Origin of the sequence: Erwinia sp. MYb375 (assembly GCF_037479175.1) — a bacterium.
Taxonomy (GTDB): Bacteria; Pseudomonadota; Gammaproteobacteria; order Enterobacterales; family Enterobacteriaceae; genus Erwinia; species Erwinia rhapontici.
This window is the reverse complement of record NZ_JBBGZS010000014.1, coordinates 154,473-181,469: the sequence shown is the minus strand read 5'-3', so window position 1 is coordinate 181,469 and position 26,997 is coordinate 154,473. Positions and strand designations below refer to the sequence as shown.

Here is a 26,997-nt window from a genome sequence, read left to right as displayed (position 1 = left end):
ATCGCCAGATATATCTGATTGATGCAGTGAGAAACAGAAAACATCTTTTATCGTCATTCTTTCTCTTTACTGGGGGGGTTTACACTGCGCCAGCACCGGTTTTCTGAGCGGGAATCCGGACAGAAGATCGAAGCAGCTTCCCGCCAGTGGCCAGAATGTGTGAGCCAAATCTGAATTTTTTAATTATTTTCCCGGCGGGGAAAAGGTTAACACTATTGATTTTCGCGCCCCCTCATTTCACCGTAACGGGCAGCGCAGAATCCGCCTGGCCCGCAGCCACCTTGTCTCGCCGCGTATGTCGCCCTCACACATCAGCCGATCCGTCATCACCCCCTGCTTATCAATTATTCGGATTTCGGCACATTAACTTAAACAAAAGCTAAACCACAGTGATCCAACCCCCTGTAACATCACATTTTCCTGTCAACCTTGAATGTTGCCAGGGATAATTTGTTGCGTTAAATTAATTCGTTACATTTTTGATTCATCACTTCGCAGGCACCTGACAAGGATTGCGTCACAGACAGGGTAAAAAACGATCTCATGGTTTCAGAATGGTTATCGCTACTCTTTTTTATTGCATCAGCTTCTCTCTACGCATGGAAGGCGGGACGTCATAAGCTGTGGTTTTCTGCGGTGCTGGCTCTGCTCGGCATCTATATCATTCTTAATGCTTCCCTGTTAGCCAGTAACTATTTTACCGGTGAAGGCATTAATGACGCGGTGATTTATACGATTACCAGCAGCCTGAACGGTGCCGGATTACAGAAGTATATTCTACCGGCAGCCGGGCTATTAATAAGTTTATTCCTGGTGTTTTTATTATTATCCTGGGTGTTACGACTGCGAAAAAGCCACAATTACAGTCAACTTTATAGTGCACTGGCACTGTTGCTGGCGCTGGCATCAATAAAAACCACACCTGCGTATCAACAAGTGACGGCCTTAATAAAGTCACAGGTCAGCAAAGGGGAGTCGGACTTTGACAACCACTACAAAGTGCCGGGAAAAAACCTGAGCGGCGAGCGTCCGAACCTGGTCTATATCTATGCTGAGAGCCTGGAGCGCACCTACTTTGATGAGAATGCCTTCCCGAAACTCGCCCCGGAGCTGTCAGAGATCAAAAACAGCGCGGTGGACTTCAGCAACACCGAACAGCTTCCCGGCACCGAATACACCATTGCGGGTATGGTGGCGTCACAGTGCGGTATCCCGCTGTTTGCACCTTTTGACGGCAATGCCTCCAGTTCACTGTCCAGCTTCTACCCGCAAAACATCTGCCTGGGTGACATTCTGAAGTCCTCCGGCTATCAGAACTATTTTTACCAGGGTGCCAGCCTGAGTTTTGCCGGAAAAGATCTGTTTCTGTCGTCCCACGGCTTCGACCATATGTATGGCTTTAAAGAGCTTTCAGGCGTGGTCAAAGACCCGAAATACCGTAATGACTGGGGCTGGTACGACGATACCGTGCTCGACATCGTGTTTGAGAAGTACCTCGAACTGGCGCAAAAAAACCAGCCGTTCTCGCTGTTTGCCCTGACCGTGGATACCCATCATCCCGATGGATTTATCTCACGCAGCTGCCAGCGCAAGTCGTATCCGTTTGAAGGCAAAGAGAACAAATCCTTCGCCGCCGTGGCCTGCGGTCAGGAGCATATCGCAAAACTTATCGCGAAAATCCGTGCCACACCGTACTTTAAAAACACCATCATTGTCGTCAGCTCCGATCATCTGGCAATGAACAACACGGCATTTAAATACCTGAATCAGCACGACCGCCGCGACCTGTTCTTTATGCTGCGCGGTGATGATGTCAGCAGCCGGGTCATCAACGTTAAGCGCAGTACGCTGGATAACGGTGCCACGGTGCTGGATGCCATGGGCGGCGATAACTTTATCGGTCTGGGCCGCAGCAGCCTGTCGTCAACCTCACTTTCCACTACTTATCTCAATATCAAAGAGAAGATCAACCAGTGGAAACCGGACGTGATCCAGCTGTGGAACTTCCCGAAAACGATCTCTGATTACCACGTCGATACGGAGAAAAATACCTTTAGTTTCTCCGGCTCACATTTCAAGCTGCCGCTGCTGCTCTCCGTGATGCCCGGCAAAATTGAGCCGAAGTTCGATACCTGGCTTGCCACGCCACTGAAGCAGCAACTGGCAAAATTCGCGCCTGATGAAAAGTTTGTCTGGATTGATCGCTGCTACAAGATCGGCAGCGTATGGGATGAACAGCTGGCGATGCACAGTGGCCTGTGTGTGGCGAACGGTACGCTGAATACGGCGCCGACGATCTCAGAGGTTAAGGCGAGCGTTACGCAGGGCAAGATCACCTTCCCGGCGAAAACCCTACCGAGCGATGAACAGTATCAGCGCAGCGTCACACAATTACAGATTGCTGATGTCGACCTCAAGTATCGTTCTGACAGCATCCTGTTTAACCTGCCAGGTCTGCCGCAGCAGGTACAGAAAGTGTCGGGCCTCTCCTACGTTGAGCCCTGGGGCCGCTGGTCCGATGCCAATCTGCTGCCACAGATTACCGTGCAGTATCTGGAGCCGTTACCTGCCCAATTTACGCTGACGCTGACCGCGCGAGCCTTTGGCGAGAATGCCCTGCGCCCGATCACCGTCCAGGTAGGCGAGTGGCAACAACAGGTCACTTTTGGCGAGCAGGACAGCACGCTGACGCTTCAGGTCAGCAATCCCGGGAAGGTACGCGACATTGTGATCACACCTCCCTTGCCGGAGGAGTCCAGCGTGGGTCTCATTGATGGCTTTGCCGCCCGAAAACTGGGCATTGGCCTTGTCAGCCTGCGGGTTGCCCCGCAGCCCTGACAGGGCACGTTTTCCCCACAGGAAAGACTTGCAGATAAAATCAGAAAATCTACTATAAAGCGTTATCCATTTACTGACAGGGATGCACGCCCTTTGAAATCATCGCTTTATGTTTTTCTGCTGCTCCCTGCACTGGCGCTGCCACTGCAAAGCCAGGCACAATCCAAGCCCGATCCGCTATTGGCGTCGCAGACGGTCGAACGCTACGCCGACAATATTTTCTACAACACCAAAGCCAGCGGTATGGCGATGGTGGCGATTGATGCCAACCAGCGAATGTTTGTCAGTCGCGGAGTCACACGTCCCGGCAGTGCACAACGACCGCAAAAAGATTCACTGGTGCGCATTGCCTCACTCAGTAAGCTGATGACCAGCGAAGTGATGGTTAAACTGGCCGAAGAGGGTCGGCTGCAGCTTAACGATCCTCTGAGTAAATACGCCCCGCCCGGCAGCCACGTGCCCAGCTTTAACGGCCAGCCTATTCGCCTGATCAACCTGGCGACCCACACCAGCGCCTTACCGCGTGAGCAACCCGGCGGCAAAGCGAATCGTGCCGTGTTTACCTGGCCGACCAACAGTCAGCGCTGGAACTGGCTGCGCACCGCACAGCTCAAGTGGGCACCAGGTGAACGGGCGGGTTACTCTAACCTCGGCTTCGACCTGCTGGGTGATGCACTGGCCCGCGCCGGCGGGAAACCGTATCCTGCGCTGTTGCAGGAAAAAGTCACCCGCCCCCTGGGCATGAAAGACACCACGTTTACCCCTTCTCCTGAGCAGTGCGGCCGTCTGATGATCCCGGCCAAAAGCCCGAGCCCATGCAATAACTCACTGGCGGCCATCGGCAGCGGCGGCGTTTACTCCACACCGGATGATATGGGCCGCTGGATGCAACAGTTCCTCGCCTCTGATGTTCACAGCCGCAGCCCGCAGGCAGACCGTCTGCAAACCATGATTTATCAGCGCAGTCAGTTAACCAAAGTCGACGGGATGGATGTACCGGGCCGCGCTGATGCACTGGGAATGGGGTGGGTGTATATGGCACCGCGTGACGGACGTCCGGGTATTATTGAAAAAACCGGCGGCGGCGGTGGTTTCATCACCTATATGGCGATGGTGCCGCAGTACAGTGTCGGGGTGTTTATCGTAGTTGCCCGCTCATCAGAGACCCGTTTTACACCGATGAGTGACGGCGTGAACAACCTGCTGACCGAATTGATCGGCAATACCTCTGGCAGCGCCCAGTTGGCCGCCAGCATTATGGCTAACTGATCCCTTCCCCGCGACAGACGCTGTCATACCAGCGCCTGTCGCAGGCCATCTGCTGATTGCGAGACGTTTAATCCTGTCTGAGCTTACCCTCTGGTACTGGTTGAGGCTGATTGTGCTCCTCGACTGGCAACGGTGTCACATGATGCCGTCTGGAGTTTCTCAGCAAGTGTTCACGCGCCAGCAGTCGCCCACGTTTATCGTAATACCGACTGGGCCAGATCTCCGACGGATGGATTCCCAGTGCAGCGGCAATAATAAACTCTCCTTTTGGCCAGGGTCTTTTCAGGGCATTGGACAGTGTTCCCGAGCATAATCCTACCTTACGGGATAACTCCGCCAGCGATGTTTGCCGTTTTTTGATCGCCGCGACGATATCGGCGGGGTGCATATCAGTTTTTTTCTTCATGCCTTCCTCTGCTTGTAAGCCAACTCCTGTTATCTTTCAAATTCAATGCTAAGTAATACTTAGTACATTTTACACGAGCAGCTAAGAGAATCCTGTTAATTATTCACAAATCAGGATCGACATGCTGCCACATCGCTTGAAAGAAGCCCGGGTAAGGAAAGGGATATCACAACAGAAGCTTGGCGTTTTAGCAGGGATTGATGAAGCCACCGCCAGCGCACGGATGAACCAATATGAGCGTGGTATTCACGTGCCTGACTTTGAACTGGTGTGCCGCCTGGCTGAGGTTCTTAGTGTTCCTTCCTGCTATTTTTACACGGTTGAAGATGAGCTGGCCGAGATAGTCCGTTTGTGGCATGCTGAGACCAAAAAACCTTAATCCCGTGCCCGCCCTGCCTTACAATTTCTGGTTATAACTCCCTCCTTTTTATCATAAGCCACGACATTGACTCCGCGCCGCATTTGCGGTTGTTTGTTACGCCTTCAGCTTATTGAAATTAAGGAAAATAACGTGAATCTTACCCTGAGCCGTACTGCCAAAACCGCCGCGCTGATGCTGGTCATTCTGCTCGCAGGCTGTGACCAGAAAAATAACGATGCGCACACGATTAAAGTCGGTGTGATCAACGGCGCTGAACAGGATGTGGCCGAAGTGGCCAAAACCGTGGCGAAAGAGAAGTATGGGCTGGAGGTAGAACTGGTGGGATTCAGCGGTTCACTGCTGCCGAATGACCCAACGGCACACGGCGATCTCGATGCCAACGTGTTCCAGCATCGTCCGTTCCTGGAACAGGATAACAAGGCCAAAGGCACGACCCTGGTCGCGGTAGGGAATACGTTTGTTTTCCCGATGGCGGGCTATTCGAAAAAAATCAAACAGATTAGCGAGCTGAAAGACGGTGACACCATCGCCATTCCGAACGATCCGACCAACCTCGGGCGTGCGCTGCTGCTGCTGCAGAAAGAGAAGCTGGTCACGCTGAAAGCGGATACCGGACTATTGCCAACGGCGGTGGATATCACGGCCAACCCGCTGCATCTGAACATTATGGAAATGGAAGGCGCGCAGCTGCCGCGCGTGCTGGATGATGCTCAGGTGACCGTGGCAATTATCAGCACCACCTACCTGCAACAAACCGGCCTGAACCCGGTACGCGACAGCGTATTTATCGAGGATAAACAGTCGCCGTACGTCAATATCATTGTGACCCGCGAAGACAACAAAGACGCGCCAAACGTGCGTGACTTTATTAAATCCTACCAGTCACCTGAAGTGGCGGCCGCAGCGGATAAGATCTTCAACGGTGGTGCGGTAGCGGGCTGGTAAGCGGAAAGCGTCAACCACGCGGTGAGCCGCATGGTTGACGTATCACTCAGTGCAATAACCACTTGGCATGGAGAGCGATTGCCGCAGGACGGATCGCCTCAATGCTTTGCTCGTAGGCTTCCGGCGTCAGCGTTTCCAGCTGGGAGAGGTTTTCTTCCTCGCCGTGCAGGGCAATCGCCGCCAGCGCAGGCTGCAAGGTGGCCGGCAGTGATGACCAGTCGCCCAGCGCCACGCCTTTCAGATAACCGCAGCACCAGTCTTCCACCACGACAAACTCCTGATCGTCCACCGTGTTCAGGCCAAACAACGGCTCAAACTGGTCAGGATATTCATTCAGACGGTCCGCGATATCGTTCATATGCTGGGCGATGAGATCCATAAACTGCTCAAACTCTTCATCCGACTCCCATTCCGGGTCATTCTCTTCACCACCCCAAATCAGCGGCAGCCAGACCTGCGGCTCAATCAGCACCGGACCGGAGAGAATAGCGGTGAACAGGCCATCCAGTTCAGAGGCATCCACCACTGACGCATCGCTGCCATATTTCATTAAGACATCGTCCAGCCATTCCAGCTCTTCTTCCGTCAATGGTCCTTGTTGCATGCTGTTACCTCGCTACGCATATCGGTTTTCACCCGGCGTTTACCGGTTTATGGGGGGTATTTTGGTTGCCAGGCAGGGAAAAAGCCACCGCCATCACGTTATATTTGCGGTTAGCGCGGTGGCGTGCTCAGCCAGGCCGATGGCGTCCAGGCTGAGGCCGTGCGTTTTTACTGGATCTGCGCGGCGGTTCAGGCTATTAACATCCGGTAAAAAATATTCCAATGGATACACCATGAGACGGATAGCGTTACTGTGCTTCACCCTTTCCCTGGGCGCCCATGCGGCGAGTTTTGACTGCACCAAAGCCAGCAGCGTCAGCGAGAAACTGATCTGCACCACGCCTGCCCTGTCCCAGGCTGACGACCAGCTGGCAAAGGTTTACCGCGAGGCCAAAACCGCCAGCGGCAACAGCAGTGAATTCCGGCAGATGACCAAAGAGAACTGGGCGCTGCGCGAGCAGTGCAAGACCGCCGCCTGCCTGAGCGAGTGGTACAGCCGTTCACAGCAAAAATATGTGGCGCTGACCACTCCGCCCCCCACCGCCTGCCCGGAAGAAGGCACTGAAGTGACGCTGACCGGTAAGCTGCTACGTATCACCTTCCCCGGCCCGCCGAACTACGAGAGCGTTGAGCAAGGCGATGAAGCCGAGGTTTACTGGGTATTGCAGGCGGATAAGCCAGTGTGTGCGGATGATGCTGCTAACTGGGGTGACCAGGCACAGATGCAACTGCTGGTGCAGGCAGGCATGTATAAAACCCATCGCCACCTGATCGGCCAGCGCGTGCGCGTTAACGGTTCACTGCTGTTTGCCGAGACGGGCCATCACCACACGCCGATGATGATTGGGGTAGGGAAACTGGAGGCGGAATAGTCTCCCGGCGCGCATAAAACGCGGTTATCGCCTATGGTTGAGAAACCCGCCACAACACGGAGTTTTACTATGTCACCGGTCGTCGTTCCTGCAAGTCACTTCAGTATTGTGCAGCTCAGTGACATTATGACCACCTGCTTTCAGCAGTATGTCGTGCCGCTGTCGGTCACCCCGGACTATTTCGCCGCGCGCTTCTGTTCCGAAGGGCTGAATTTCACTGAGTCAGTGGTGTGGATGCAGGGAGAGCAGCCGATCGCCATTGCGCTGGTCACGACCCGAGGCCTACGGGCACGCATCGCCGCCTTTGCGCTGCACCCGGACGCTCGCGGCAACGGGCTGGCGAAGCCAATGATGCTGGCGCTGTTATCCCGGCTGGCTGAAAAAAACTATGTTCAGGTTGCGCTGGAAGTGATTGCTGAAAACCGTGCGGCGGTGGCGCTTTACCAGGCGCTGGGCTTTGAAACCCGGCAGACACTGCTGGGCTTTACGGGTCAGGAGTCACCCAACGGCCCGACAAGCCCGCTGCCCATCGCCACTACCGACGCGTTGTTACGTGCCATCTGGCGCGCCCCGCAGAATGAGATCCCGTGGCTGCTGGACCCTCTCTCCTTTCCCGCGTTGCCCTGCCAGGTGGTTCGCGATGGCGAGCAGGCATGGGCCGTGATTGACTGGCTGACGGGTGCCCCGCAGCTGCGCTATCTGTTTGTCGAGCCCGATTTCCGTCATCAGGGGCGGGCCCGTTCGATACTGGGTAAGATTAATGCGCACTATCCGGGGATCCGCACGCCGGTGTCTGTGCCGGAAAAGTTTGCCCCGTTGTTTATTCAGGCGGGGTATCGGCAGGTGGCATTACAGCAGTATGAGATGGTGCGCAGTCTGGATAAATAACCTCCCCTGCGCGGGGAGGCTCGGCATCAGTCAGGATTGAGAAATCAGCGCTTAACACTGTCGATAAAGGTTTTGCGTGCCGTTTTCGAGCCCAGACGCTCCGCTTCATCCAGCAGTTTCAATGCCTTATCAACATCACCCGCTTTGACTGCTTTCGAAATCGCGTCATTAAAGTAGCGTTCAGAATCGTCGAGCATCGGGGCGTCCGGCTTCGTCACGGCTGGCACCGCTGCCGGAGCTGTCCTGCCGACCACGACAGGTGCCGCTGCCGGGGCAGATGACGGGAAGACCTGACCAATCATCACGTTGCCACTCTTCTGCTCGGCAGACACTTTGAGGCTCAACAACCCCGTTGTCGTATGGCGGGCAATCGGGTCCGGGATATCCGGCACAGCGTTACCCACGCCCGCCGCATAGGCTTTCGCCGGGTTCACCATCTGCGTTGTCTCTGCCAGATCTTGACGCGTGGTATACACCAGCAGGTAAATTTGTTTTTGACCCAGCGCCGGCGTCAGTTTCAGTGTGCCTTCCAGACGATCGCTGGAAACAATGCCCGGCTGCTGATACGGGAAGTAGCTGGAGGGGTAGAAAGCCGCCGGACGCATCTGTTCATCCAGCACTAATACATTCGGTGCATACACCGTTTTCCCCGTCGCAATACTGCTCAGGGTGATTTCAAGCGATCCCCGGTCGGCAGGCAGGGCAAAGGCCGCAACGGCCCCCTGAATATCCCCCTGATTAATCGTGGCGCTGGCAGTGCCGAGCGTCACATCCTGCGTCACTGGCGGCACCAGCGGCGTCCATGAAAGCGTGTGTAAGGTCTGGCTCGCGATCGCCGGTGCGGTACTTGCATCCTGCTGCGCGGCGTAAACCCCGGCAGGCACCGCCGCCAGCAGGCTCAGCGACAAACACAGTGACAGCAGATTTTTTCTCATGGTTGTTTCCTTTTGATCACCTGAAGGCTGGCGGCTATCCACTGATATACCGCCAGCCAGCACTTCTTAGCTCATGTTGAACGCGGCTTTTTCCAAACTGTTTCGTATTGCTGGAAGGCGGCAAGCGGCCAAGTCCCCGGGAGCGTAGATCACTACGTGACCGGGGGAGGCCGCGCAGCCAACGCATCAGCAGCGCGAAACAGGAAGGAAAAAGTTACCACCAGATTTCCATTTGCGCGCCGAAGGTCACCTCATCGTCATTGCCGCGGCTGAAAGTACGCGCACTGGTGTCATTCATCGCTAACCCATTGCTGGTGCCGGTATCCGTGTCATAACCCCACTTCTCATCCCAGTTCGCATAGGTGGCGAACACGCGGATGGCCGGGCGTGACCAGATGCTGTTACCCGCCTGCCATTGCTGGGCCAGGGTCACTTTATACTGACCGTTACGATCGCCGGTGCGCTGGGACTTGACGTTGTCGTAACCGACTTCCAGCAGGGTGCTCATGATCGGCGTCCATTTGTACATTGGACGCATGCCCACGGTGTACCAGGTGGTGCCGTTGTTGTTATCACGGTCAACGTCCTGATACATGCCCACATACATCAGGCTCCAGGTGTCGTTGAAATCAATCGCACCGTGGTCGAGCACGCGCACCATGCTGCCGTTGTTGTTGATCGCCGAGCCGTTAGAGTGGCCGTTAGCCGCGCCCTGGCCCGGATCGGTCATCGAGTCTGCCGCATACTGCAACACAAACTTGTTGAAGCCGTTATAGATACTCTGCGTGTGTTCCGCCGTCAGCAACCAGCCGTCTTTGGTAGCATCGTTCGCGAGGGAGTAGCCATCACGCGCATTAGCACGTCCGTAATCCACGCCCAACTCCAGCACGCCGCCAGGGTTAGTATTCAGCCCGGCAAGACGCACGTCGAACACGTCATTCGAGGTGGCCACTTCATTACGCTGGTCGGCGATATAGCCGAACGACCCGCCGCTTTCGGTGTTACGCGTTGCCGCCAGAGACAACTTACCAAAGCCCAGATCGATATCTTCCAGACCGGCACCCGGGCCGGAAATATCCCAGTAGTAGAAGTCGATCATGTGGACGTCATGACGCTGATAAAAGCGCTTACCGGCCCACATGGTAGAACCTGGCAGCCATTCGATCAGGTTTTTCCCTTTCACATTCGCTTCGCGGAAAGCCGGATCGGTTGACTCCCAGTCATTCTGCTGTGAAACGGAATAGGCCACGTTGGTATCGAAGTAGAAGCTCTTGTCCCCTTCTTTCCACACTTCCTGGCCCAGTTTTAATTCTGCATAGGTTTCGCACTCGTTACCCAGACGGTATTTGCTGTCTGCCCCGGTTGCTTTGAAGCACTGCTGCTCGCCGCCGCTGCCGGACCAGCCAATGCCCGAACGCGCATAACCGGTAAAATCAACCGCCATTGCTTGTGTAGAAAGGATACCGGCAGCCACTGCCAGCGACAGGGAAGCAATACGCATTGTTCTCATCATTTTCTCCTGTAGGGGATCGCGTGCTTTCAAACGCCGGGTTCCGGGTGTAACCGGCGACATGCCGTTCCGTCTTCGCGGAACAGATGACAGCGGTGTGGCGGCAAACCAATGGCGAATGTTGCACCTTCTTCTACCAGCACCACGTCATTCTGGCGGTACACCAGGTTCTGACGAATGGCCGGAATTTGGATATGAATCTGTGTTTCGTTACCCAGCTGCTCAACCACCTGTACCTCACCGGACAGCGTGACCTCAGCCACGTCACTGGGCAGCAGATGTTCAGGACGAATGCCCAGCGACAGATTGCTGCCGATGATCACCTCAGTGCCCTCTACCGGCAGCCAGACCTGCTGACGATTAGGCAGCTCAACCTGCACACGCGTGGGTTCCGCTCCGGTGACTTTGACCGGCAGGAAATTCATTTTGGGTGAGCCGATAAATCCGGCGACAAAGCGGTTAGCAGGGTAGTGATACAGCTCAAGGGGCTTACCGACCTGGGCGATATGTCCGGCGTCGAGCACCACGATCTTGTCGGCCAGCGTCATCGCTTCCACCTGATCGTGCGTCACGTAAATCATGGTGCGCCTGAGGCGCTTATGCAGACGGGAAATCTCGATACGCATCTGAACGCGCAGCGCGGCATCCAGATTAGACAGCGGTTCATCCAGCAGGAACACCGTCGGTTCCGCCACCAGCGTACGACCGATCGCCACGCGCTGCCGCTGCCCACCCGACAGGGCTTTTGGCCGGCGATCCAGCAAATGGGCCAGCTGGAGCACCTCAGAAACCTGGTTGACCCGTTGATTGATTTCGGCTTTTTTTGCCCCGGCCAGCTTCAGGCCGAAAGACATGTTCTCGGCCACCGACAGATGCGGGTAGAGCGCATAAGACTGAAAGACCATGCCGATGCCACGCTCTGAGGGCGGCACGTCGTTCATGCGTTTATCGCCGATCTTCAGCTCACCGGAGGTGATGTCCTCAAGGCCGGCAATCATGCGCAGAAGCGTTGACTTGCCGCAGCCGGAAGGCCCGACAAACACCACAAACTCGCCTTCTTTGATCTCCAGGTTGATATCACTGGAAATCACCGTCTTGCCAAACGCTTTGTACACGCTGTTAAGGGAAACGCTCGCCATCCTGAACTCCTGTACTTGACGCCTGCGAGAAAACTCGATGCAACGAAGAGTGAAGGAGTAGTGGGTAAACGTAATCACCCGTAACAAAGTTTTTCATGGGGGAGGCGCAGGGAGGACGATCACTTCATGGCAACGGCTGAAAGTTCACTGCCCCGCTCAAATTCGTGATCGGGGTAGCAAAAAATGAAGCCACAAACTGAGCCTTCCACCACATAACGTCTGAGAGTGTCGGCGGGATCACACTCTGAGGGCCGGGGGCGTAGAGGGGGGGATGATGAAGGCAGCGCAGGTTGAATCCACACTGGCGCCGTACCCTGTCATTCCGTCTGTGACACGAGCAATACCGACTCCTAACAGGATAAAAAAGGATTGGATTATGACTCTCAGCATCAAGGTTCCTTTCGTTAAAAAAGTCGTTAAACATACCCTGGCCCTCACCGCGCTCGCGACGCTGGTGCTCTCTTCCTCTGCGTTTGCCAAAATCGAAGAAGGCAGGCTGGTCATCTGGATCAACGGTGACAAGGGCTATAACGGCCTGGCGGAAGTCGGTAAGAAATTTGAAAAAGACACCGGCATTAAAGTCACCGTCGAGCACCCGGATAAGCTGGAAGAGAAATACCCGCAGGTGGCCGCAACGGGTGGCGGTCCCGACATCATTTTCTGGGCGCACGATCGCTTCGGCGGTTACGCGCAGTCCGGCCTGCTGGCTGAGATCAGCCCGGACGCGGCCTTTAAAGATAAGATTTTCCCCTTCACCTGGGATGCCGTCACCTTCAACGGCAAGCTGATCGGCTACCCGGTCGCGGTGGAGGCGTTGTCGCTGATTTATAACAAAGACCTGATCAAAGAGGCACCGAAAACCTGGGAAGAGATCCCGGCACTGGACACCTCGCTGCGGGCGAAAGGCAAAAGCGCCATCATGTGGAACCTGCAGGAACCCTACTTCACCTGGCCTGTCATCGCGGCTGACGGCGGGTATGCCTATAAATATGAGAACGGCAAATACAACATCAAAGACACGGGCGTGAACAATGACGGTGCCAAAGCCGGCTTACAGTTCATTATCGACTTAGTGAAAAACAAACACATCAACGCCGACACCGACTACTCCATCGCCGAAGCCGCCTTTAATAAAGGCCAGACCGCCATGACCATCGACGGTCCGTGGGCGTGGTCGAATCTCGACAAGAGTAAAATCAACTATGGCGTGGCCCTGCTGCCCACCTTCCATGGCAAACCGTCTAAGCCGTTCGTTGGCGTGCTGACCGCCGGTATCAATGCCGCCAGCCCGAATAAAGAACTGGCGAAAGAGTTCCTGGAAAACTACCTGATCACCAACGAAGGCCTGAGCGCCGTCAATAAAGACAAACCGCTGGGCGCGGTCGCGCTGAAATCCTATCAGGAGCAGTTGGAGAAAGATCCGCGCATCGCCGCCACCATGGCGAACTCGAAAAATGGCGAAATCATGCCAAATATCCCGCAGATGAGCGCGTTCTGGTATGCCGAGCGCAGCGCCATCATTAATGCGGTGAATGGCCGTCAGACCGTTGAGCAGGCGCTGAAGGACGTTGAAACACGCATTACCAAGTAATTAACGTTAACTGACTGATGCCGTTGAGGTCATGAAATAAACGGCACGGAGCCAGCCCGCTCCCTGCCGTTACTACAAGGATAGCCCCTATGCCAGTAGCCCAAACCGGTCTGACCGCTGACAAAAAATGCCCGTTGCGTCAGGTGATAAAATGGCTGGCCATTGGCCTGCTCACCTGCTTAACCGGTTATCTGATCGTGCTGATGTATGCGCAGGGTGAATATCTCTTTGCCGTTCTGGCGCTGATCCTCTCCAGTGCCGGCCTGTACATTTACGGTAACCGCCGCGCGTATTCGTGGCGCTATGTCTATCCTGGCCTGGCCGGGATGGCGTTATTTGTGCTGTTCCCGCTGGTCTGTACTATTGCGATTGCGTTTACTAACTACAGCAGCACCAACCAGCTGACGTTTGAACGTGCGCAGTCGGTGCTGATGGGCCGTGAATTCCAGGGCGGTAAAGCCCTGAACTTTGCGCTTTATCCGGCAGGCGAACAGTGGCAGCTGGCCCTCACTTCCCCTGACAACGGTGAGGTCCTGGTTTCCCCGCCTTTCACCTTTAACGCGTCGGCCCCCCAAACGCTGACCATGACGGCGCAGGCTGCCCCCACCGGGGAGAAAGCCGGGCTGCGCGTGGTGACCCAGAACCGTCAGGCGCTCGGCCAGTTAAGCGCCAGATTGCCCGAGGGTGCCACGCTGCGCATGAGTTCACTACGCCAGTTCTCCGGCACGCAGCCGCTGTATCAGTTGAACAAAGAGAACCAGCAACTGACCGATGCCCAGTCCGGCGTGGTCTACCGGCCCAATATGGAGAGCGGCTTTTATCAGGCGGTGAATGCCCAGGGAGAATGGCAGGCAGAGAAACTCAGCCCCGGTTTTACCGTTGGCATCGGCTGGGGCAACTTCCTGCGCGTGCTGCACGATGACGGCATCCAGAAGCCGTTCCTTTCTATCTTCGTCTGGACGGTTATTTTTGCGCTGCTCACCGTGGTGCTGACCGTTGCCGTCGGCATGGTGCTGGCCTGTGTGGTGCAGTGGGAGGAGCTGAAAGGCAAAGCGGTGTACCGCATCCTGCTGATCCTGCCCTATGCCGTCCCGGCGTTTATCTCCATTCTGATTTTCAAAGGGCTGTTCAATCAGAGCTTCGGGGAAATCAACCTGATGCTGAATGCGCTGTTTGGCATTAAACCGGCGTGGTTCAGCGATCCCTGGACGGCGAAAAGCATGATCATCATCGTCAACACCTGGCTGGGGTATCCCTACATGATGATCCTGTGTATGGGCCTGCTGAAGGCGATCCCGGACGATCTCTACGAGGCCTCGGCGATGGACGGCGCAACGCCGATGCAGAACTTCTTCCGCATCACGCTGCCGCTGCTGATCAAACCCCTGACGCCGCTGATGATCGCCAGCTTTGCGTTTAACTTTAATAACTTCGTGCTGATCCAGCTGCTGACCAACGGCGGGCCGGATATGCTCGGCACTACCACCCCGGCCGGGCACACCGACCTGCTGGTGAGCTACACCTATCGCATCGCCTTTGAGGGCGGCGGCGGGCAGGACTTCGGGCTGGCGGCGGCGATTGCCACGCTGATCTTCCTGCTGGTGGGCGTGCTGGCTGTCGTCAACCTGAAAGCATCACGCATGAAATTCGACTAAGGAGCGATAACAATGCCAATGGTAAAACCGAGGTCGCAAAAAGTCAGGCTGCTGGTGACGCATCTGTTACTGCTGAGCTTTCTGGCGCTGATCCTGTTCCCGCTGCTGATGGTGTTTACCATCTCGCTGCGCCCGGGCAACTTCGCCACGGGCAGTCTGATCCCGGATCAGGTCTCCTGGGATCACTGGAAGCTGGCGCTGGGGATCACCGTGACGAACAGTGACGGCAGTCTGACGCCGCCGCCGTTCCCGGTGCTGCTGTGGTTATGGAACTCGATCAAGATCGCCGGGATCACCGCCGTGGGAATAGTGGCGCTTTCCACCACCTGCGCCTATGCTTTTGCCCGCATGAAGTTTCGTGGCAAAAGTTCGCTGCTGAAAGGCATGCTGATCTTCCAGATGTTCCCGGCGGTGCTGTCACTGGTGGCGCTCTACGCCCTGTTTGACCGCCTGGGCATTTACATCCCTTTCCTCGGGCTGAACACGCATGGCGGGGTGATCTTCGCCTATATGGGCGGCATCGCCCTGCACGTATGGACGATCAAAGGCTATTTCGAAACCATCGACAGTTCGCTGGAGGAAGCGGCCGCGCTGGACGGTGCCTCGCCGTGGCAGGCGTTTCGCCTGGTACTGCTGCCGCTGTCGGTGCCGATTCTGGCGGTGGTGTTTATTCTGTCGTTTATTGCCGCCATTACCGAAGTGCCGGTGGCCTCGCTGCTGTTGCGCGATGTGAACAGCTACACGCTGGCGGTGGGAATGCAGCAGTACCTTAACCCGCAGAACTATCTGTGGGGCGACTTCGCCGCTGCCGCTATTCTCTCAGCCATCCCGATTACGGCGGTGTTCCTGATTGCCCAGCGCTGGCTGGTGGGTGGCCTGACGGCCGGCGGGGTGAAGGGTTAGTTTATAGCGATGTTTTTGCGCGTTATCCCGGTAACGGGTGTAGTACTTTTCCCTGTGTCCTGGGCGGCTGAATAAGCCGCCCTTTTTTATGTCAGGTCAGCGAGGGGTTGCTGCTGTGAGTTCTGAACAGCCACGCTACAAGGGCCTCTCTCAAAGGCCGCCCACTGGGGGCTCCCCACCAATATTAATGGCTGACAGACTGGCTTCAGGTCTGAGGCCAGTCTGAGCACGCCGGATCGGCAACAACCGCCTCCCTGCGGGCCTCGGCACGCACCATCCCTGGTGCGTGACGTGCGGCTTACCTCAGACTGGCCCCATCCCCGCAGAACGATTGTTCGCTGTAAGTTTTAAAACAGCAATAACATGACGCTCTCTGCGAATTGGTTTGGATGTTGACCTGGGTTTTGACGTTCAGGCGGCATTCAGCAGCGCTGAGGAAGCACAGTGAACCAGGACGAACCGCCAGGACGGCGGTGAGAGGGAGAGCCGGCACAGGGATGTGCCGTCACGACCGGTGCGTCGGTGAACGACGCTTGCGAAGGCACCCGCTGAAAGCGGGCGATGCGCCTGCCGCAAGCCCGGGTCCCAGGGCGGCGGCGACTGGCCGCCCTGGGTCGCTCAGCCCGCGCAGCGGGAAAGCGAAACGCCCTTGACGTTGACCTGGACCATCGTGCAGACCTGCGTCACTGGTCGATCGGAACAGAAGACCGGCCACGGATAATGCCCGTGTAGTTTTATAGGAATACCTCAGTGGCAGCCCCCTGATTATGATGGTTTTTACCCAACAAAAAAGGGTTCCCCCACCAGAAGGAACCCTCTTTTTACTGCATTAACCTCAGCTTACCGACACCTTACGCCGCCGTTTATCCAGGTCTTTAATCAGCTTATTCACCTGGTCATCCGCGAACATCTCCTCCAGCGTATGGGAGAGCTTACGCCGCCAGTTCGGATACTCATCGCTGGTGCCCGGCACGTTCACCGGGGTGGACATATCCAGCCAGTCCTCTGGCTGCAAGCCCAGCAGCGCGCTGGCGCTGTCGGCCACATAGCGTTGCAGGCCACGGTTAATCACCGGAGTCATCGCCATCAGCTCCGCATGGCTGCCGGTTTTCTTCGGAATGCAGTCGTAATGATGCAGCCCGTCGAGCAGCCCCTGACGCGCCCGTGCCCGGTCAAGGTACAGCTCCTGCAACACGCTCTGGTCGCGATACAGCCCGAGCGTTTTCCCCAGCGTCAGATCGTCAGCCTGCCAGTAGCCGCGCAGCGTTGGCAGATCGTGCGTGGTGATGGTGGCCATCGCCTGCACCGGATACGACTGCGGCGCACGGAAGTTGTTCTCTTCATCGCGCTCAAAATAGAGCACCTTGTAGGAGTAAACCCCGCCCTCGCGCAGCTTGCTGACGATCTCCACCGGCACCGTGCCCAGATCTTCGCCGATCACCATACAGCGATGCCGCTGACTCTCCAGCGCGAGGATCGCCAGCAGATCGTCCACCGGATAGTGCACATACGCGCCTTTATCCGCCGTCTCCCCCGCCGGGATCCACCACAGACGCAGCAGCGCCATCACATGATCAATGCGCAGCGCCCCGCAGTGGGTCATATTGGCCCGCAGCAGATCGATAAACGGCTGATAGCCCCGGTTGACCATCACATGCGGGTCCATCGGACGCAGATCCCAGTTCTGGCCCAGCGGGCCAAGGATATCCGGTGGCGCACCCACCGACGCTTTCAGGCAGTACAGTTCGCCGTCGCTCCAGGTTTCAGCGCCTCCCCCCACCACGCCCACCGCCAGATCGCGGTACAGCCCCATCGACATCTGCTGCTGCTGGCTGGTGTGATAGCACTGCGCGAACTGGGTTTCCGCCAGCCACTGAAGCCACAGATAAAACTCCACCTCCTGCGCGTGCTGCTCGCAGAACGCCCGCACCGCCGGGCCGCGGGCGTCATGATACTGTTCCGGCCAGTGGTTCCAGCCCGTAGCGATGCCGTTTTCCTGCACCAGATGTGCGTACAGCGCATCAAAAGCGGCCTGTAACCACAGGCTTTCGCCCCCCTGGCGGGTAAAGTTTGCCAGCGCTTTAACCTGCGCATCCTGCGGCTTACGCCCGAGGAAATGCGCGTACGCCAGGCGCAGGCCTTCCAGCTTCAGCGGCATCACGCCGGCGTAATCCACCTCGTGGCTGGCACGTGCCGCCGTTAAGCGTTGCTGCGTGTCGGGCAACCGCCACCAGCGCTGTGCCGCCTCACTTTGCCTGAAATCGTCCACCGCGCTGACGTCGATATAGACAACGTTCAGCCAGCGGCGCGACGACGGGCTGTAAGGGCTGGCCGCCGCCGGGTTGGCCGGATAGAGCGCATGAATCGGGTTCAGCCCGACAAAAGCCCCGCCGCGTTCGGCAATCTTTTTCAGCAGCAGATTGAGGTCGCCAAAATCACCGATGCCCCAGTTACTGTCCGAACGCAGCGTATAAAGCTGCACGCAGGCGCCCCACAGCTTTTTTCCGGCCAGCAAGGCGTCCGGTTCATAGCAGCGCTTCGGGGCAACAATCACCCGACAATCCCACGTCTGCGCGTCCTGCGTCAGGGTCAGCTGGTGGTAACCCGGCGGGATTTTCCCCGCCAGCGCCAGCGTCATTTTGCCGCTAATCCGGCCGCGCTGGGTGGCCCCACTCTCCAGTTGCAACGTCCAGAGGTATTCACCGTCACCCTCGACGGGCAGCGCCAGACGCTGGCCCGCGACGAAAACTTTTACTCCCGGCACGGGCGTGGAGGCCTGGCGGCGCTCCCCCGTCCAGCCCATCGCGGTTAACAGCTCGCGTTTGGTTTCCGCGGCAATCGCCTGCTGCTGCCCGTGCGCATTAATAAAGCCGGAGGAGATCCCCGCCTCCCTGGCCGCCTGCTCCAGTGTGTTGTGCTCCATGGGGGCTCCTTAGCGTTTCGCCTGCCAGATACGCTGCTGATAATCGCGGATCGAGCGGTCTGAACTGAACATCCCGACGCGGGCGGTATTGAGGATGGTTTTACGCGTCCACTCATCGCTGTTGCGATACAGGGCATCCACCTTCTGCTGCGCGGCACAGTAATCCGCGAAATCAGCCAGCACCAGATACGGATCCCCGCCTCCCAGCAGGCTGTCGAGCATCAGGCTGAACGCCTGCTTATCGCCGTTGCTGAAGAAGCCGTTTTCCAGCTCTTTCAGGATGCTGTCCAGGTGCTTGTCTTTCTTGCGGATGCTCAGCGGATCGTAGCCACTGGCCTGCAACGCTTTCACCTGATCGACGGTGTTGCCGAAGATAAAGATATTGTCTTCGCCCACCTGTTCGGCGATCTCGACGTTGGCCCCGTCGAGCGTGCCGACGGTCAGCGCGCCATTCAGTGCCAGCTTCATGTTGCCGGTTCCGGAGGCCTCTTTACCTGCGGTTGAGATCTGTTCGGAGACGTCCGCCGCCGGGATCATCAGCTCCGCCACCGAGACACGGTAATCCGGGATAAACACCACTTTCAGACGATCGCCCACCAGCGGATCGTGATTGATCTTCTCTGCCACCTGATTGATGGCGTAAATAATGTTTTTCGCCAGGTAATAGCCCGGCGCGGCTTTGGCACCAAACAGGAACACGCGCGGTGCCATATCCCTTTGCGGGTTATCGCGCAGCTGGCGGTAGAGCGACAAAATGTGCAGCAGGTTGAGATGCTGACGTTTGTACTCGTGCAGACGTTTGATCTGCACGTCGAAAATCGCTTCCGGGTTAAGCACAATTCCGGTGACCTGCTTCACGTACGCGGCCAGTGTGATTTTGTTATCACGCTTAATCTGCTGATAGCGCTGGCAGAACGCCGCATCATCGGCGAAAGGCTCCAGCCCTTGCAGCGCATCGAGGTTATTCACCCATTCGGTTTTCAGCGTGTCATCGATCAGCGCAGAGAGCGCCGGGTTGCACTGCTTTAACCAGCGGCGCGGGGTGATGCCGTTGGTGACGTTGTGGAATTTGTTTGGCCACAGCTGGTGGTATTCCGGGAACAGATCTTTCACCACCAGCTCAGAGTGCAGCGCCGCCACGCCGTTCACCGCAAAGCCGCTGACCACGCACAGGTTGGCCATGCGCACCTGACGGTTATGGTGCACCGAGAGTTTTTCCCACACCGCTTTGTCACCCGGCCACTGTTTTTCCACTACTTTCTTAAAGCGGGCGTTAATGGCTTTGATCAGCGAGAAGTGGCGCGGCAGCAGGCTGCGTACCAGCTTCTCATCCCAGCACTCCAGCGCTTCCGGCATCAGGGTATGGTTGGTGTAGGCGAAGGTCTTCTGGACGATCGCCCAGGCCGCGTCCCACTCCAGCTGGTGCTCGTCGAGCAGAATACGCAGCAGCTCCGGGATGGCGATAGTCGGGTGGGTGTCATTCAGCTGGATCACCTCATAGTCGGGCAGATCCTGAATGGCGCGCCCGAGGAAGTGATGACGGCGCAGAATGTCGGCGACCGAACAGGCACACTGGAAATACTGCTGCATCAGGCGCAGCCGTTTTCCGGCATCGTGGTTGTCATTCGGATACAGCACTTTCGTCAGCTTCGCGGCATCGATACCTTTCTGCTCCGCCTTCAGGAACGCGCCGTTATTAAACAGCGTCAGATCGAACGGATGCACGTCGGTGGCCTGCCACAGACGCAGCGGCTGGGTGACGCCATTTTGATACCCCACCACCGGCAGATCCCAGGCTTCACCGCGCAGCGTAAACGCGGGCTGCCACTGCTCTGCGCCCTGCGCGTTCTTCACCAGTTTGCCGCCGAAGGCGACATCGACTGACAGCGCGCTGTTGTGGCTGAACCACGGATAGCTTTCGCGATGCCAGTTGTCCGGTGCTTCCTGCTGCTGGCCCTCTTTAAAGGACTGGCGGAACAGACCGTACTGATAATTCAGGCCATAGCCCGTAGCGGGCTGCCCGACGGTGGCCATCGAATCAAGGAAACAGGCCGCCAGACGCCCCAGCCCGCCGTTGCCCAGCGCCGGATCGGTTTCCTGCTCCAGCACATCGGCCAGCTCAACGCCCTGCTCTTTCAGCGCCTGGCTGACCGTGTCATACCAGCCCAGGTTGATCAGGTTGTTGGCGGTCAGACGGCCAATCAGAAATTCCATCGAAATGTAGTTCACATGGCGCTGCGGCTGCCGGGTCGCTGCGGGTGCAGGCTGTGCGTTCAGTTGTTCTGATAACGCCGCACTGGTCGCCTGCCACCACTGGTGGGGCGTCATATCCTGCGCCTGCTGCAAACCGAACCCCTGCCACTGGCGTTTTAGCGCAGCGATAAACTGTATTTTATTTAACGTCACCTGCATCACATGCCTCTTTATTCGGGAATCTGTAGGAAAGTAGAGTGTTAGAGCCTATCCCAGTAGGCGTCATTGTCGCGGCCAGTTTGGACACGGACAGCGCGGAAAAACCGGAGCGTACACGCAGTACGTGAGGATTTTGAGCACTGCCCAGGGCCAAAATGGCAAGTAAAATAGCCTAATGGGATAAGCTCTTATATCCCTATGCTGAAGCCTTCTACGACGTGCAACATCCTCCCGCCGGCGATTAGACGGGGAGGAGCACCGGGGCGTAGCCGGAGGGGATGCAGGGTCAGGGGGAGTGGTGCAAAATTTGTCTTTAGAAGTGTGATGCAGAGCAAGTTAACAGCATGTAAATACGTAACATTGTTGCATTCGATGTTTCAAAGGAGGACTTTAGAAAAAGTGATTAATTACACGCTGCGAAATAATTATTACGCCCTCTGACTACCGTCAAAAGAATCGAAAAAAAATGCTGATCCCATCAAAATTGAGCCGCCCGGTGCGGCAGCAAAATACCGTGGTGCGCGACCGACTGCTGAACCGGCTGTCGGCAGCGCCGCATTATCGTCTGACCCTGGTCGGCAGCCCGGCGGGGTATGGCAAAACCACGCTGGTCGCACACTGGGCGGCGGGTAAGAGCGATCTGGGCTGGTATTCTCTTGATGAAAGCGACAACCTGCCGGAGCGTTTTGCCAGTTATCTGATTGCCGCCATCCAGCAGGCCTGCGGCGGCCATTGCGGCAAAAGTGAGGCGCTGAGCCTGAAGCATCAGTACGCCAGTCTGCCGGCGCTGTTCGCCCAGCTGTTCGTCGAGCTCTCCGACTGGCATCGCCCGCTGTTGCTGGTGATCGATGATTATCATCTGATCACCAATGATGCGATCCATGAAGGGATGCGTTTCTTTTTACGTCATCAGCCGGAGAACCTCTCCCTGGTGGTGCTGTCGCGCACCCTGCCGCCGCTGGGGATCGCCAACCTGCGCGTGCGTGAACAGCTGCTTGAACTGAATGCCACCCATCTGGCCTTTACGCACCCCGAGACGCAGCAATTTTTCGATAACCGCCTTAACGATCCCATCGATCAGGCCGACAGCAGCCGTCTGTGTGATGACGTCGCGGGCTGGGCCACCGCCTTACAGCTGATTGCCCTCTCGGCGCGCCAGTCCAGCACGCCTTCGCGGCAATCGACTCAGCAGTCTGCGCGTAAGCTGGCAGGGCTGAACGCCAGCCACCTTTCCGACTATCTGGTGGATGAGGTGCTGGACCGCGTCGATGCCCCGACCCGTGATTTCCTGCTGCGCTGCTCGTTGCTGCGCTCGATGAACGATGCCCTGATTGTGCGCCTGACCGGGGGGGATAATGGCCAGCAGCGTCTGGAAGAGTTAGAGCGTCAGGGCCTGTTTATTCACCGCATGGATGACAGCGGCGAGTGGTTCAGCTTCCATCCCCTGTTCGCCACCTTCCTGCGTCAGCGCTGCCAGTGGGAACTGGCGAGTGAGCTGCCCGCCATTCACCGTGCGGCCGCCGAAGGCTGGCTGGCGCAGGGGTTCCCGGCAGAAGCGATCCACCACGCGCTGGGTGCCGATGACATCGATATGCTGCGCGATATTATGCTGCAACACGCCTGGTCGCTGTTTAATCAGAGCGAGCTGGCGCTGCTGGAAGAGTGCCTGGCCGCCCTGCCTTATGACCGTCTGATCCAGAGCCCCAGGCTGGTGCTGTTGCAGGCCTGGCTGGCACAGAGCCAGCACCGCTACGCGGAGGTCGATACCCTGCTGGCGCAGGCGGAAAGCGAGATGCAGAAGCGCGATATCGTGATGGATCAGGACCTGAACGCGGAGTTCAATGCGCTGCGTGCGCAGGTCGCCATCAATGACGGACGCCAGGATGAGGCGGAACAGCTGGCGGCCGAGGCGCTGCGTTTTCTGCCGTATGAAAGCTTTTACAGCCGGATTGTTGCCACCTCCGTCACCGGGGAGATCCAGCACTGCAAAGGCGACCTGGCCCGCGCCCTGCCGCTGATGCAGCAAACGGAACAGATTGCCCGCCGTCACGAAGCCTATCACTACGCGCTGTGGGCGCTGATACAGCAGAGCGAGATCCTTATCGCTCAAGGCTTTTTGCAGGCCGCGTTTGAGATGCAGGATCGCGCGTTCGAACTGGTGCGCGAACAGCATCTTGAACAGCTGCCGATGCACGAGTTTTTACTGCGTCTGCGATCGCAGCTGTTATGGTCGTGGTCCCGCCTGGACGATGCCGAAGACGCCGCACGTCAGGGGCTGGAGATACTGACCAACTTTCATCCCCAGCAGCAGTTGCAGTGCCTGGCCATGCTGGCGAAGTGTTCGCTGGCGCGCGGTCAGCTGGATAATGCCCATCATCATTTACAACGCTGCGAGGCGCTGCTGAAAACCGGCCAGTATCATATCGACTGGCTGACCAACACCGATAAGCCGCGCGTCACCTACTGGCAGATGGTGGGCGATAAAGCCGCCGCACGCCAGTGGCTGCAACAGGCGCGTAAACCCGATATGGCCGATAACCATTTCCAGCAGGGCCAGTGGCGTAATATCGCCCGCGTGCAGATCCTGCTGGAGAAGTTTGATGAAGCCGAAGTGGTGCTGGATGAGCTGAATCAGAATGCGCGCCAGCTGCGCCTGACCAGCGACCTGAACCGCAATCTGCTGCTGAGCAACCTGCTTTACTGGCACACCGGCCGCAAAGGGGAAGCGCAGCATGCCCTGATTGAAGCGCTGGGGCTGGCGAACCGCACCGGGTTTATCAGCCACTTTGTGATTGAAGGGGAGATGATGGCGCAGCAACTGCGTCAGCTGATCCAGCTTAACCTGCTGCCCGACCTGGAGCAGCGCCGGGCGCAGCTGATTTTACGCGAGATTAACCAGCATCATCGCCATAAGTTTGCGCATTTCGACGAAGGTTTTGTCAATAAATTGCTGACGCATCCGCAGGTGCCAGAGCTGATCCGCACCAGCCCGCTCACCCAGCGTGAATGGCAGGTGCTGGGGTTGATTTACTCCGGCTACAGCAACGACCAGATCGCCGGGGAGCTGGACGTGGCCTCCACTACCATCAAAACCCATATCCGTAATCTGTATCAGAAGCTGGGCGTGGCGCACCGTCAGGAAGCCGTGCAGCAGGCACAGCATCTGTTGCAGGTGATGGGGTACGGGGCGTAAGGGCCCCGGAAATGCTTTTACTGGCAGCCTGTTCAGCGACCGGTCTGGTACTGGCTACCTGTTCAGCAACCGGTCTGGTACTGGCTGCCTGTTCAGCGACCGGTCTGGGGCCAGTTTGAGCACGCCGGATCGGCAAAAGACGCATCCCTGCGGGCCTCGGCACGCGACGTCCTGTGGCGGGACGTCCGGCTTACCTCAAACTGGCCCCCTCCCCGCAAGATAGCGCTCGCTGTGGGGTTTAAAAGCATCAGAACGTGACGATCTCTGCTCATTAATGAGAATCAGGATTTTGGGCTTGGGTTTTGACCTGGGTTTTGACGTTGAGGCGGCATTCAGCAGCGCTGAGGAAGCACAGTGAACCAGGACGAACCGCCAGGACGGCGGTGAGAGGGAGAGCCGGCACAGGGTAGTGCCGTCACGACCGCTCCGTCGGTGAACGACGCTTGCGAAGGCACCTGCTGAAAGCGGGCGATGCGCCAGCCGCAAGCCCGGATTCCAAAGGGCGGGGCGACTGCCGCCCTTTGGTCGCTCAGCCCGCGCAGCGGGAAAGCGAAACGCCCTTGACGTTGACCTTGGCCTTGGCCTTGACCTGGACCTGGACCATCGTGCAAACCATCACCACGGGTGAAGCCTGGCATGGCTGGACCCGATATCACCTTGAGTTAATGGCATATAACTCGATGGTCGGTATCACATCCAGCCCATCAGAGGTATAAAATACGGAATTAGTGAAATTATAAATTCTTCCTGTAATCCTGACCGTCACCCGGTTGCCCACTTTTGTGACGCTAGCCCCATCACTGTCCGAAGTGAGAAAAGGTGCCGTATTTCCCAATACCTTTAATACGTCCTTTTGTATTTCACCCGCCAGATAGTAGCGGTAAACCTCAGATACTGTTGCCCCGCCGCCCTGATATTTCGTCACGTATAACCAGGTATCGTCATTAAGCTGCCGGGATTGATACAGCGCATCATCATAAGGTGGCCCTACGTAATAACGGTAAGCGACATTGCCAATAACCAGCACCAGTAACACGATTGTGAGCAGGCGATGTATCCATTTCATCATCATTCCGCGCTCATTTGTCATTCCCTTCCCTGCGAGTGTCGCCATCTCGAACGTCCTTGTTTAAAAAACATGAATTATCAAAAAGATAACTAAACCTATCATGATTCACTGTAGAAACAATGATATAAACGTCCAATTATTTTTCGCTGAAGATAAACATTCTGTGCACCAGAATGAGAAATAAATTAATCATCTAATAAACAATTAAAAATACAGGAAGGAATGAACAATGAAAATAAGCCATTCAATGAGGATGTTACATCTCTTTCATTATTTTTCTGCGCCGCGTTGCATTTTTTAACTTTGGCTATTTTTCCAGAGTGATTAGTTTTTACTGCTGGTTATAATAACAGGGTCATTAATCGCGGCATGAAGGTGCTAGGAACACCGTCATACCGCTAACCGCAACAACTATACAAGGTAGTTATTATGGCTGAGCAGGATTGTAATACAGACGTTGTTAAATCAGAAGTCACCGCGCCTACGTTGCGCCATTTAACCGTGACTTATGCGAGCACCTATCCAGATTACCAGCAGATCCCGGCGCTGAGCATCAAAGGGAAATGGCTGGAAGCCGCAGGTTTTGCCACCGGCACCAAAGTTGATATCCGCGTCATGAACGGCTGCCTGGTAATCACTGCCCGCGATCCCGAACCGCAGGAATCCGCGTTGATGACGTCACTGAGGAAGGTTTGCACGCTGTCGGTACGTAAGCAGCGCCAGGTGGAGGAGTTTATCGGGGTGATTGCGGGGAAACGGGTGAGAGGGTAAGGCTTGAGACGTTATCCCGCCAGTGAAGGCGGGATTGTCAGTCGTTGAGCAATGCCAGAAAGCCCCTGCCTGCGCTGATCCAATAGCCAGCCAAGCTGCCCCACCAAAGTGTTAATATTTTTTCTCTTTTTAGTTAAAAGAGCAATAATATTATCACTTTTCATATGACTTTTACTGAGACCTCTCCACCATTAAAATGATAATATTATGGCCATAAGCACTACATAAAGATAAAATATTGACATTATGGCGAAAAAAACAGCACCTTTACTCCCTGACACAAACCGACTGCTTACTGATTTTGGTGAGAGACTGAAACTCGCCCGCCTGCGACGTAAACTCACAGCCAAACAGGTTGCGGAACGTGCAGGGATGACGCCAGTGACGCTACGTTCCCTGGAAGCGGGGGGCTCAGGTGTCACGATAGGGGCGTACCTGTCCGTGATGCAAGTTTTAGGGCTGGAAGGGGATTTGAACAAATTAGCGGCTGAAGATGAGCTGGGGCGTCAGCTACAGGATTTTAGCCTGGTAAAAAACGATAACTTTTCTCCCTCAAAAGTCATTCCGTCACGCCAACCGTCCGTGGTTAAAGATTCACGTACCGGGATCGTCGGCAGACATGAAAAAGCCGATACTCAGGCCGGAGCCAGCGTGAAAACAAGCCACCTCCCAAACGCAAAAGCCCAGAAAGAA

General features: G+C 56.5%; 20 protein-coding genes and 1 pseudogene. 12 read left to right on the top strand and 9 right to left on the bottom strand.

The features are described 5' to 3' along the window. Positions 1-543: 543 nt before the first annotated feature. Both opgB and ampH read left to right on the top strand, forming a co-directional pair. A complete protein-coding gene (opgB, locus tag WH279_RS07370; protein ID WP_339455501.1) occupies positions 544-2,838 on the top strand; it encodes a phosphatidylglycerol--membrane-oligosaccharide glycerophosphotransferase in 2,295 nt (764 codons plus the stop codon). Between the two features lie 93 nt (positions 2,839-2,931). Then, positions 2,932-4,107, top strand: coding sequence for a D-alanyl-D-alanine-carboxypeptidase/endopeptidase AmpH (gene ampH, locus WH279_RS07365; RefSeq protein ID WP_200642788.1), 1,176 nt, complete (start codon positions 2,932-2,934; stop codon positions 4,105-4,107). 67 nt (positions 4,108-4,174) lie between these two features. On the opposite strand, the gene WH279_RS07360 is transcribed toward ampH, so the two are convergent. After that, entirely contained in the window at positions 4,175-4,513 is a 339-nt protein-coding gene (locus WH279_RS07360; RefSeq protein WP_339455499.1) for a helix-turn-helix domain-containing protein, read from the bottom strand. A 121-nt stretch (positions 4,514-4,634) separates the two neighbouring features. On the opposite strand from WH279_RS07360, the gene WH279_RS07355 reads away from it, so the two are divergent. Further along, complete coding sequence (locus WH279_RS07355; protein ID WP_200642786.1) at positions 4,635-4,892, top strand: helix-turn-helix domain-containing protein; 258 nt, start codon at positions 4,635-4,637, stop codon at positions 4,890-4,892. 144 nt (positions 4,893-5,036) lie between these two features. Further along, positions 5,037-5,840, top strand: a complete 804-nt coding sequence (gene nlpA / locus WH279_RS07350) for a lipoprotein NlpA (protein ID WP_267912190.1) — start codon at positions 5,037-5,039, stop codon at positions 5,838-5,840. Positions 5,841-5,886: 46 nt separating this feature from the next. On the opposite strand, the gene WH279_RS07345 is transcribed toward nlpA, so the two are convergent. Continuing rightward, complete coding sequence (locus WH279_RS07345; RefSeq protein ID WP_200642785.1) at positions 5,887-6,444, bottom strand: YecA/YgfB family protein; 558 nt, start codon at positions 6,442-6,444, stop codon at positions 5,887-5,889. Positions 6,445-6,676: 232 nt separating this feature from the next. Between WH279_RS07345 and WH279_RS07340 the strand changes: the two genes are divergently transcribed. Together WH279_RS07340 and WH279_RS07335 are read left to right on the top strand one after the other, a co-directional pair. Beyond that, a complete protein-coding gene (locus WH279_RS07340; RefSeq protein WP_171148886.1) occupies positions 6,677-7,315 on the top strand; it encodes a DUF4431 domain-containing protein in 639 nt (212 codons plus the stop codon). Between the two features lie 69 nt (positions 7,316-7,384). Continuing rightward, the gene (locus tag WH279_RS07335; RefSeq protein WP_339455495.1) at positions 7,385-8,203 is read left to right on the top strand and encodes a GNAT family N-acetyltransferase; all 819 of its coding nucleotides are present in this window, start codon (positions 7,385-7,387) and stop codon (positions 8,201-8,203) included. Positions 8,204-8,247: 44 nt separating this feature from the next. Here WH279_RS07335 and malM read toward each other — a convergent pair whose 3' ends face one another. From malM to malK, 3 genes are all read right to left on the bottom strand, one after another. Next, positions 8,248-9,138 (bottom strand): maltose operon protein MalM, encoded by an 891-nt coding sequence (gene malM, locus WH279_RS07330; protein WP_339455493.1) that lies wholly within the window; start codon positions 9,136-9,138, stop codon positions 8,248-8,250. 214 nt (positions 9,139-9,352) lie between these two features. Beyond that, positions 9,353-10,651: a maltoporin gene (locus WH279_RS07325; protein ID WP_166653729.1), complete on the bottom strand. Its 1,299-nt coding sequence runs from the start codon at positions 10,649-10,651 to the stop codon at positions 9,353-9,355. A 26-nt stretch (positions 10,652-10,677) separates the two neighbouring features. Then, positions 10,678-11,787 (bottom strand): maltose/maltodextrin ABC transporter ATP-binding protein MalK, encoded by a 1,110-nt coding sequence (gene malK / locus WH279_RS07320; RefSeq protein WP_339455491.1) that lies wholly within the window; start codon positions 11,785-11,787, stop codon positions 10,678-10,680. 376 nt (positions 11,788-12,163) lie between these two features. Here malK and malE point away from each other — a divergent pair, with 376 nt between their 5' ends. The 3 genes from malE (at position 12,164) to malG (ending at position 15,936) form a co-directional block, all read left to right on the top strand. Next, the gene (gene malE / locus WH279_RS07315; protein WP_200642780.1) at positions 12,164-13,378 is read left to right on the top strand and encodes a maltose/maltodextrin ABC transporter substrate-binding protein MalE; all 1,215 of its coding nucleotides are present in this window, start codon (positions 12,164-12,166) and stop codon (positions 13,376-13,378) included. An 89-nt stretch (positions 13,379-13,467) separates the two neighbouring features. Then, on the top strand, positions 13,468-15,033 hold the full coding sequence (gene malF, locus WH279_RS07310) for a maltose ABC transporter permease MalF (protein WP_339455488.1): 1,566 nt from the start codon (positions 13,468-13,470) through the stop codon (positions 15,031-15,033). Positions 15,034-15,045: 12 nt separating this feature from the next. Continuing rightward, on the top strand, positions 15,046-15,936 hold the full coding sequence (gene malG / locus WH279_RS07305; RefSeq protein WP_159337340.1) for a maltose ABC transporter permease MalG: 891 nt from the start codon (positions 15,046-15,048) through the stop codon (positions 15,934-15,936). A gap of 835 nt (positions 15,937-16,771) precedes the next feature. Here the strand turns inward: malG and malQ are convergent. Further along, on the bottom strand, positions 16,772-18,859 hold the full coding sequence (gene malQ / locus WH279_RS07300) for a 4-alpha-glucanotransferase (RefSeq protein ID WP_339455487.1): 2,088 nt from the start codon (positions 18,857-18,859) through the stop codon (positions 16,772-16,774). 9 nt (positions 18,860-18,868) lie between these two features. Further along, complete coding sequence (malP, locus tag WH279_RS07295; RefSeq protein ID WP_339455486.1) at positions 18,869-21,271, bottom strand: maltodextrin phosphorylase; 2,403 nt, start codon at positions 21,269-21,271, stop codon at positions 18,869-18,871. 466 nt (positions 21,272-21,737) lie between these two features. On the opposite strand from malP, the gene malT reads away from it, so the two are divergent. Beyond that, entirely contained in the window at positions 21,738-24,464 is a 2,727-nt protein-coding gene (gene malT / locus WH279_RS07290) for an HTH-type transcriptional regulator MalT (RefSeq protein WP_133843937.1), read from the top strand. A gap of 652 nt (positions 24,465-25,116) precedes the next feature. On the opposite strand, the gene WH279_RS07285 is transcribed toward malT, so the two are convergent. Continuing rightward, complete coding sequence (locus WH279_RS07285) at positions 25,117-25,578, bottom strand: hypothetical protein (protein ID WP_339455485.1); 462 nt, start codon at positions 25,576-25,578, stop codon at positions 25,117-25,119. A 384-nt stretch (positions 25,579-25,962) separates the two neighbouring features. On the opposite strand from WH279_RS07285, the gene symE reads away from it, so the two are divergent. Then, the gene (symE, locus tag WH279_RS07280) at positions 25,963-26,304 is read left to right on the top strand and encodes an endoribonuclease SymE (protein ID WP_159337333.1); all 342 of its coding nucleotides are present in this window, start codon (positions 25,963-25,965) and stop codon (positions 26,302-26,304) included. 11 nt (positions 26,305-26,315) lie between these two features. Here symE and WH279_RS07275 read toward each other — a convergent pair whose 3' ends face one another. Then, the gene (locus tag WH279_RS07275) at positions 26,316-26,468 is read right to left on the bottom strand and encodes a hypothetical protein (protein ID WP_339455482.1); all 153 of its coding nucleotides are present in this window, start codon (positions 26,466-26,468) and stop codon (positions 26,316-26,318) included. A gap of 82 nt (positions 26,469-26,550) precedes the next feature. Here WH279_RS07275 and WH279_RS22715 point away from each other — a divergent pair. Further along, a pseudogene (locus WH279_RS22715) lies at positions 26,551-26,833 on the top strand (helix-turn-helix domain-containing protein); the annotation flags it as partial. Between the last annotated feature and the right edge of the window lie 164 nt (positions 26,834-26,997).